Origin of the sequence: Parvibaculum sp. (genome assembly GCF_049671045.1) — a bacterium.
Lineage (GTDB): Bacteria > Pseudomonadota > Alphaproteobacteria > Parvibaculales > Parvibaculaceae > Parvibaculum.
The window spans coordinates 40376-47919 of record NZ_JBATUH010000051.1; the positions used below are offsets into that span (position 1 = coordinate 40376).

Annotated in this window: 8 protein-coding genes; 4 read left to right on the forward strand and 4 right to left on the reverse strand. The window is 62.9% G+C overall.

Annotated elements, in window-relative coordinates; translation table 11 throughout:
• Positions 1 to 99: 99 nt before the first annotated feature.
• The 3 genes from WBG82_RS06585 to WBG82_RS06595 form a co-directional block, all read right to left on the reverse strand.
• Complete coding sequence (locus WBG82_RS06585) at positions 100 to 1752, reverse strand: carboxylesterase/lipase family protein (RefSeq protein ID WP_424422884.1); 1653 nt, start codon at positions 1750 to 1752, stop codon at positions 100 to 102.
• Between the two features lie 126 nt (positions 1753 to 1878).
• On the reverse strand, positions 1879 to 2427 hold the full coding sequence (locus tag WBG82_RS06590) for a TadE/TadG family type IV pilus assembly protein (protein WP_424422887.1): 549 nt from the start codon (positions 2425 to 2427) through the stop codon (positions 1879 to 1881).
• Positions 2428 to 2441: 14 nt separating this feature from the next.
• Positions 2442 to 2984, reverse strand: coding sequence for a TadE/TadG family type IV pilus assembly protein (locus tag WBG82_RS06595; protein ID WP_424422890.1), 543 nt, complete (start codon positions 2982 to 2984; stop codon positions 2442 to 2444).
• A 233-nt stretch (positions 2985 to 3217) separates the two neighbouring features.
• Here WBG82_RS06595 and WBG82_RS06600 point away from each other — a divergent pair, with 233 nt between their 5' ends.
• Positions 3218 to 4486, forward strand: coding sequence for a VWA domain-containing protein (locus WBG82_RS06600; RefSeq protein ID WP_424422892.1), 1269 nt, complete (start codon positions 3218 to 3220; stop codon positions 4484 to 4486).
• A gap of 72 nt (positions 4487 to 4558) precedes the next feature.
• Here WBG82_RS06600 and WBG82_RS06605 read toward each other — a convergent pair whose 3' ends face one another.
• Positions 4559 to 5056, reverse strand: coding sequence for a pilus assembly protein N-terminal domain-containing protein (locus tag WBG82_RS06605; RefSeq protein WP_424422895.1), 498 nt, complete (start codon positions 5054 to 5056; stop codon positions 4559 to 4561).
• A 170-nt stretch (positions 5057 to 5226) separates the two neighbouring features.
• Between WBG82_RS06605 and WBG82_RS06610 the strand changes: the two genes are divergently transcribed.
• The 3 genes from WBG82_RS06610 (at position 5227) to cpaB (ending at position 7514) form a co-directional block, all read left to right on the forward strand.
• Positions 5227 to 5976 carry a Crp/Fnr family transcriptional regulator gene (locus WBG82_RS06610; RefSeq protein ID WP_424422897.1) on the forward strand — a complete coding sequence of 250 codons (750 nt, stop codon included), beginning with the start codon at positions 5227 to 5229 and terminating at the stop codon, positions 5974 to 5976.
• Positions 5977 to 6135: 159 nt separating this feature from the next.
• Positions 6136 to 6651 carry an A24 family peptidase gene (locus WBG82_RS06615; protein ID WP_424422899.1) on the forward strand — a complete coding sequence of 172 codons (516 nt, stop codon included), beginning with the start codon at positions 6136 to 6138 and terminating at the stop codon, positions 6649 to 6651.
• A 101-nt stretch (positions 6652 to 6752) separates the two neighbouring features.
• Positions 6753 to 7514 (forward strand): Flp pilus assembly protein CpaB, encoded by a 762-nt coding sequence (cpaB, locus tag WBG82_RS06620; protein WP_424422902.1) that lies wholly within the window; start codon positions 6753 to 6755, stop codon positions 7512 to 7514.
• Positions 7515 to 7544: the final 30 nt, after the last annotated feature.

A 7544-nucleotide genomic window follows, 5' to 3' on the forward strand; every position in this document is an offset into this window, starting at 1 on the left:
ATCCAGCGTTACGCTTTGATTGCCGCCCATGGACGAGGGACCGCGAAAAGAAGCTCGCGCGCGGTTTGTGCCGCGCGCGAGCCGATCGTTCGTCCGGGCCTAGTTCTTGGCGAAATGGTCCGGGTAGAGAGACTTCCAGAACGCACATTTATGGTCGGAGGAAGGATCGAACACGCGGATGTTACCGGGTTCGAAGCGTATGGCCGTGGCCCCCTCGCCATAGGGCTTCCATGCGGGCACGCCTTTGGCCGCTGGCCGGCCCGTGTGGATGAAGCTCGCCCAGGTCGCGAGCATCTGCTCGGCCATCTTCTCCGAGCGTGGAGAAAGATCCGGAGCGGAAATCGCGGTCGTGTTGGAGAAGTTGGGGAAAAAGGCATTGAGCTCGGAGGAATGGGCAGCCCCAAGCTCGAAGCCGGGATCGGGCAGGGCCGGCATGCCGACGCCGAGCACGGGCGTCTCCCGATCGGCGAACTCCCACTGATAGACGGGCACATGCCGCGACATGAGCCGCGCCGTCTCGAGGTAGAGGCAGTGGTTGATGCCGATATCGGGCCTGAAATCCGTCATCATCGAGCCGAGTTCCGCCGGGAAGGATGATGAGGCGCTCAGCGGATATTGCTTCTTCACCTCGGCGGCATGTTCGCCATAGCTCGCCTTCAGAACGGCGTCATAGTTCTCTGCCGTATAGCTCCTGCCGGCCTGAACGTCATATGCGAGATAGAGGCGCAGCTCGTCTCGCGTGCCGCCGTTGAGCACGGGCACCTTCACGAAACGGCCGCTATCGATCGCCTCGAGCCCGGAGAGAGGAAGCGTCTTCGTGCCATAGGGCGGCACGAAGGCCATGAGATCGCCAGCGCTGGCCGCATCGCCCGCCGCGATCAGCACCTCGGGGTCCTTGCTGCGCAGGCACTGAAGTGCGGTCGCCGGATCGGAGCAGCCGGCCTCCTTGGCGACCGCCTCGCCGAAGCTCTTGCGGTCCTCGACATTGCGGAGCTGGAACACACAGGCGCCGCTCTGCACGATGGCCTTGTTGAAGAGGCCCGAACTTTCTTCCGGCGCGATCATATGCATGCAGACCGAGGCGGCGCCCGCCGATTCGCCCGCAAGCGTGATATTGTCGGGATCGCCGCCGAAAGCAGAGATGTTCTGCTTTACCCAGCGCATCGCCAGCCGCTGGTCCTCGAGCGCGTATCCGCCATTCCGATCGGCGCCGAAGGCGGGATGCGGCATGAAGCCGAAGACGCCAAGGCGGTAATTCATCGTCACGACAACCGCATCGGCCTTCATTGCCAGGCGGTCGAGACGATAGAGCGAACTTGAACCGCCGACGAAGGCGCCGCCATGTATCCAGACGATCACGGGCCGCTTCTTCGCTGCGAACTTTCCGCCGGAGTAGGGGAGCGAGACGTTGAGATGGAGGCAGTCTTCACTATCGCTGCGCTCGGTCAGGCCGTAGCGTGCTGCCTGCGCGCAGGCGGCTTTGAAATTCATGGCGGGCAGGACGCCAGTCCAGGGCTCGGCAGGTTTCGGCATCTCCCAGCGATTGTCGCCGCCGACCGGGGCCCCAAAGGGGACGCCACGAAATTCGAGCGCACCATTGCGGATGAAGCCTGCGACCTTTCCGCCTTCTGTCTCGACGACAGCGGCCTCGCCCCATCTGTATCGTGTCTCATCCTGCCCGGCGTTGGCAAGCGAGGGCACGGCAAACGTCAGTACCGTGAGTAATACTTTCAAGCTGAATGAGCGAGCCAAGCCCTGTCTCTCCGCATGTTGTGGAATGAAGCGTTCTCAGACCTAATTCGTTGGATGTAAAGATAGGTTTAAGCCGCGCGCCGATCGTCGGGCCGTCTGAGCGATCTGCAGGGTTGCATGAGGGCGTTATGAGGTTTTTGCAACCGTTATGGACCGGCGCGGCCGCAGATAGGCGATCTCCGACATGGTGATCGGGCCGGTGATGAACGTGCCGAGCGGCGAGGTGTAGGTGTAGGTGACCTCGGCCATGACCACGCTCGTATTCGGCGTGGTGAGGCCCGGGGGAAGCGTGAAGGCGGAGTTTGTCGCCCGTGTCGTCGCGCCGCCATAGGCCGCGCTCCATGCAATCGTCGTCTTGTTGTTCGTATCCGCGACGACGCTCGAAATGACGATCTGGACGCTCTGGGCGCTGAAGGGCGAGAGGATCGCCGTGCTCGCGGCGAAGATGTCGTTGAGATCGGCGGTGCTGACGCTCGTGGCCTGCGCGACGAGGTCGGCTGCCGTCTCGGCGACATTGGTCACGCGCCGCGAAGCGGTGAGCGCGTTGGTGGTTTCGAGCGTGCCGAAGTAAAGCGTGATGAGAACCGGCACGATGAGCGCGAACTCGACTGCGGCGAGGCCGCCCGCATGGCGGACAAAGCGGTGGAGGCGGGGCGCGATCTTCATGGAGATCATCTCTCTCCTCCGCATCAGGAGGTGTAAGGCTCGTTGCGGAAGGCGACGCTCGACTGGATGAGGCGAGAGCCGCCATTCGCACCAGAAAGACCGGTCGGCAGCGGGCTCATGATGTCCCAGACATAGAAGATCCGGATCAGCACGATGTCGCCCGCATTGCCCATGTTGAACTGGAACGAGTTGGTGAGATTGCCGTTTGCGTCGACGGGCGAGGGAAAGGTGACGCTTCCGAAATTCGAATAGGTGCGCACGTCGATCTTCACGTTCTCGGTGCAGTTCGAGACCATGACGATGTCGTCGCAGACCCGCTGCAGGAGCTGCTCCGCCGTCATGTTCGCGGTCTGCGCCTGGCCCGTGCGTATGAGGCGCCCCGCATCGTTCAGCGCATTGTCGAGTTCGGCGTTCACGAAGAACACCATGCCTGCCTCGAAGATCGCGAACATGAGGGCGAAGAAGGGAATGGCGGTCAGCGCGAATTCGATGGCGACGCTGCCGCGCTCGGAGCGGAGAAAGCGTCTGCGGGGCTTCTTCGTCAGCGGTTTCCAAACTCGCGTCATCGGCTGCATCCTCTGAGCCACTGGAGGCGCTGTGGTGCCGTGAACGCCGCGCATGAGCGGAAGGACAGCGCCTACCACCATTCTGCGGTCATGTGTGTTGACGAGCCGTTAACTGTCGGCGCGCGAGAATGCTCGCGCGACCAGTTCGGGCGATGTGTGTGCAGACTATCTCCCGCATTGAGCGTCTAAGTTCTGAAGATTTAGTTTAAATCCTGAACGTTGGGCAAAAGAGCATGACGACGCTTCGCATGATTTTCCGCCGCTTCGCTGCGGATCGACGCGGCAGCTATGCCGTCATCTTCGCCATCGCCATCGTGCCGATGCTGGTCGCGATCGGCGCGGCGATCGACATATCTCAGGCCTACTTCGTGAAGCAGCGCATGACGAAGGCGCTCGATGCGGCAGGCCTCGCCATCGGCGGCACCGTCGGGCTCAGCAACGCCCAGCTTCAGGCCATGGCGCAGAGCTACTTCGACGCGAATTATCCGGCGAACAAGATCGGCGTGCCCGGCGAGGTCAAGGTTTCGCAGAGCGGCCAGATCGTGTCGCTGACCGCGAATGCGTCGATGAAGACGAGCGTGATGGGGATCGTCGGCATCGACGAGATGAATATCGAGGCGTCATCCCAGATCACGAAGATGGGCAAGAAGCTCGAAGTGGTTCTGGTGCTCGACACGACGGGCTCGATGGCGCAGAACAGCAAGCTCACGACGCTGAAGACCGCGGCCAAGAACCTCATCGCAACCGTGTCAGCCGCCGCCGCGACGCCGGGCGACGTCAAGGTCTCGATCGTGCCCTTCGCCGTCGACGTGAATGTGGGCACCGCCAACAAGACCGCGAGCTGGATCAAGTGGCAGTGGACCACATCCAAGACGCAGACATGCTCGGGCTCCGGTAGAAACAGGACCTGTACTGACAAAGCCTACAACATAAGTCCGAATAACTGGCTCGGCTGCGTGATCGACCGCGATCAGAATTACGACATCGGCGTCGATGTGCCGGTCACCTCTAACGCGGCGACGCTCTATCCGGCCGACAATGACGACTGCAAGCCCGTGCCCCTGATGCCGCTCAGCTATGACTGGACGGCGCTCAACAACAAGATCAACGACCTCGTGGCTTCCGGCAATACGAACACGACCATCGGGCTCGTCTGGGGCTGGACCATGCTCACATCGGGCGCGACGCTGTCGACGGCCGCCGAAGCCGACGCGAAGAAGCTCAACAAGGCGATCGTCTTTCTGACGGATGGCGACAACACGGAAAACCGCTTCACGACGAGCCAGTCGAGCATCGACAACCGGACGGCGGCGCTGTGCACGAACATCAAGGCGACGGGTATCTTGATCTATACGATCCGCGTGATGGACGGGAACGCGACGCTGCTGAGAAACTGCGCGAGCGATCCGAGCATGTATTACAGCGTGACGGCGGCAAGCCAGCTCACCGATGTCTTCAACTCGATTGCGCAGGCGCTCTCCAATCTCCGCATCAGTAAATGATTGGAACGACGGCACGAAAAAAGCCGGCAGAGGAAACTCTGCCGGCTTTTTTGTTTCCTGCGCGGAATGTGATTACTGGCGCTCGTTGGCGCCGTTCGTGGTGGCGGCGCCTGCGCCGAGCGCGCGCGCCGCACTGGCCTGGCTCAGCGCGGTGCTGAAGGCGTTGCTGCTGTCCGAAGGGTTCACCACGGGCTCGCAGCGCGGCGTGCAGTTGTAGGTGAGCTGTTCCGTGCCGCGCATCAGCGTGACGGCCGAGCTCCGCGGCGCGACGACGTCGATCTCATATTGGGCGATCTGCTTTCCCGTGGCGTCGAGAGCGATGAGATCCGTCCTGCCGTAACTGCGGGCGAGAACATAGACGAGCTGCGCGCCCTGAATGCTGACATCGGCGATGGCCGGATTGGTGACCATGACGGTCGCGGCCGGCGCGGCAAGCTGGAGCGCGCGCGAATGATTGAGTTCGACCTGGAGGCCGCCCGCTTCTGCGCCGGCGGTGAAGAGGCCGAGCAGGACGGCGATGCTGGCCGCGCCCTTGAGCGAACGGAGGAGGCGAATACGATTCTGGGACATGCGGATGAGCCCGTCTCTTTCGGGCGACGTGGGTCGCCCCCATAAGTTCCTTGAGCCCGAGACTAAGCCGAAGGAATGAACGATTTGTTGACCGTAGCGGCAGCGCGCGCATTTACGCCCGCTTAAAGCCGGGGGGCTAGATTCATCTCCGTGCGAACTTCGGAGGCGACATGTTCGGAACGGAAAGGCTCGGCCAGCCCGCGGCGGCGAAGGCGCGCAATCTGCGCGGCATCCTGATCTTCCGCGATCTAGAACCGCGCGAGCTGACGCTCCTGGCAGCGGAGTGCAGCTGGCGTCGCTTCGTTCGCAATGACGTCATTCTGTCGGCGGGGCAGGGCGGCACGCGGGGCGATGTGCATTTCGTCGTGTCGGGTTCGGTCCGCCTCGCCCGCCCCACGGGGCCCAATGGCCGCATCGCCTATACAGATATGGACGCAGGCGGACAATTCGGTGAAATGTCCATTTTTGGTGTGAGCGACGATGACCTGACGGCGATCGCGCGCGATGAAACGATCCTTGCGACGATGCATGAGGAGCGCTTCATCGACCTTCTGTCGCGCGAGGAATCGGTTTCGCGCGCGCTTCTCTGTCAGTATGCGCGCCTGCTCCGTACCCGCGAGGCGGCGTCGAACAGCGCCTCGGAGAGCCGCCCCGGCCTAACCGGCGCACAGCGCGTCTATGCCGAGCTTCTCGCTCTCGCGGAGCCCCGCAACACCGGCGCGGGCGTGGCGGCGCAGCTTTTCGTCTCCCGTCTTCCGCGTCACCGCGAACTCGCCGACCGGCTTTCGACGAGCGAGGAAGTGGTAGCGAGCGCCATCGCGGAGTTGGTGCGGCTCGACCTCGCCGAGCGCGAATATCCGGGCCTTGCGATCAAGGACGAGGCTGCCATGCGCCGCCTCTGCGAAGCGCGTCAGGGCTGACGCCGCTCGGGGGCATCGCCCGCGCTTCCTTGCATTTTAATAATCTTTTCACCATTAGAGCCCGCCGTTTACGCCAAATTTACAGTCCTCCGGCCAAAATCAGCACAACGAGGAAGAATTCAGGCCGGTCCGTTGCCGGCCCTTTGGCAGAGTCCGGGCATGTCCGTTTTGAACACCTTGCCAATCGTGATCTTCTCGGCCGCGATGATCTTCGCCGCCGTTCGCGACCTCACGACCATGACGATCCCGAACTGGCTGACGCTCGGATTGACCATCGCCTTTTTCATCAGCGCCGTTTCTCTCGGCATGCCGCTTGCGGACATCGCGCGGCATGCGTCGGCGGGATTCGCGCTGCTGCTGATCGGAATGGGCCTCTTCGCCAGGGGATGGATCGGCGGCGGCGACGCAAAGCTCGTCGCTGCGGCCTCGCTCTGGCTCGGCTGGGGCGATGCGCTGCCTTATCTGCTGCTCGCCAGCATCTTCGGCGGCGGGCTCACATTGTTCATCCTGTTTTACAGGACGCTGCCTCTGCCGATGTTTCTCTACCGCCAGGGGTGGCTTCTGCGGCTGCACGACCGGAAAGAGGGAGTTCCCTATGGCATCGCGCTCGCGGTCGCCGGGCTCTTCATTTTTCCACAAACGGAAATCTTCAGACTGGTCTCCGTGTTGAGTTGATTTATCCGTCATCCGCGTAAGGACGATGGGGCAAGGGCAAGAGGCCCGCGCCCGAGGAAAGGAACCGACAAGTGAACGCCGCTCGAATAGGGGTCTTGGTCTTGGCAGTCGTGGCCGCTGGGCTTGCGGCGCTGCTTGCGCGCGGTCTTGTTTCCTCAAACAAGCAGGCGCCTGCCGAGCAGGTCGCGCAGGCGCCGACGACGGAGATACTGGTCGCCGCGACCGATGTGCAAAGAGGCTCGAAACTTTCGGGCGGTGATTTTCGCTGGCAGTCATGGCCGCAGAGCTCGCTCGGCGCGAACCTGATCACGCGCGCCCAGATGCCCAACGCAGCCGAGGCGCTGGCCGGCCGGCTTGCGCGCGCGCCGATCGCGAATGGCGAGCCGATCACGGAAGCGAAGCTCGTCGATCTCAAGAATGGCGGCTTCCTGTCGGCGCTCATCAACCCCGGCATGCGCGCGGTGGCGATCCCGATTGCGCCGGAAACGAGCGCGGGCGGCTTCATCCTGCCGAACGATCGTGTCGACGTCATTCTCACATCCCGCCAGCGCGACGAGCAGGCGGGCCAGGATACGAACCGCAGCGAGACGATCCTGCGCAATGTGCGGGTTCTCGCGATCGACCAGCGCTTCAAGGACGATAGCAGCGAGCAGGTCGCCATCGGCAAGACGGCGACGCTCGAGCTGAGCTCCCGCCAGGCGGAGGTGATCGCGCTCGCTCAGGCTCAGGGCTCCGTCAGCCTCGCGCTCAGGGGGTTCGCAAGTGCCGATCAGGACACGCCCGACGAGGACGTGGCGAAGTCGGAAGGGTCGGTCGTGCGCGTGGTGCGCTACGGCGCCGAAAGAACGGTTCGCGTGAGGTAGGGGCATGTATCGGGGCCGCATGTATCGAAA

Excerpts from the sequence above, each read along its gene's own strand:
- WBG82_RS06605 (WP_424422895.1), bottom strand. The coding sequence starts at position 5,056 with ATGTCCCAGAATCGTATTCGCCTCCTCCGTTCGCTCAAGGGCGCGGCC.
- WBG82_RS06610 (WP_424422897.1), top strand. The coding sequence starts at position 5,227 with ATGTTCGGAACGGAAAGGCTCGGCCAGCCCGCGGCGGCGAAGGCGCGC.
- WBG82_RS06600 (WP_424422892.1), top strand. The coding sequence starts at position 3,218 with ATGACGACGCTTCGCATGATTTTCCGCCGCTTCGCTGCGGATCGACGC.
- WBG82_RS06595 (WP_424422890.1), bottom strand. The coding sequence starts at position 2,984 with ATGACGCGAGTTTGGAAACCGCTGACGAAGAAGCCCCGCAGACGCTTT.
- WBG82_RS06615 (WP_424422899.1), top strand. The coding sequence starts at position 6,136 with ATGTCCGTTTTGAACACCTTGCCAATCGTGATCTTCTCGGCCGCGATG.
- WBG82_RS06590 (WP_424422887.1), bottom strand. The coding sequence starts at position 2,427 with ATGATCTCCATGAAGATCGCGCCCCGCCTCCACCGCTTTGTCCGCCAT.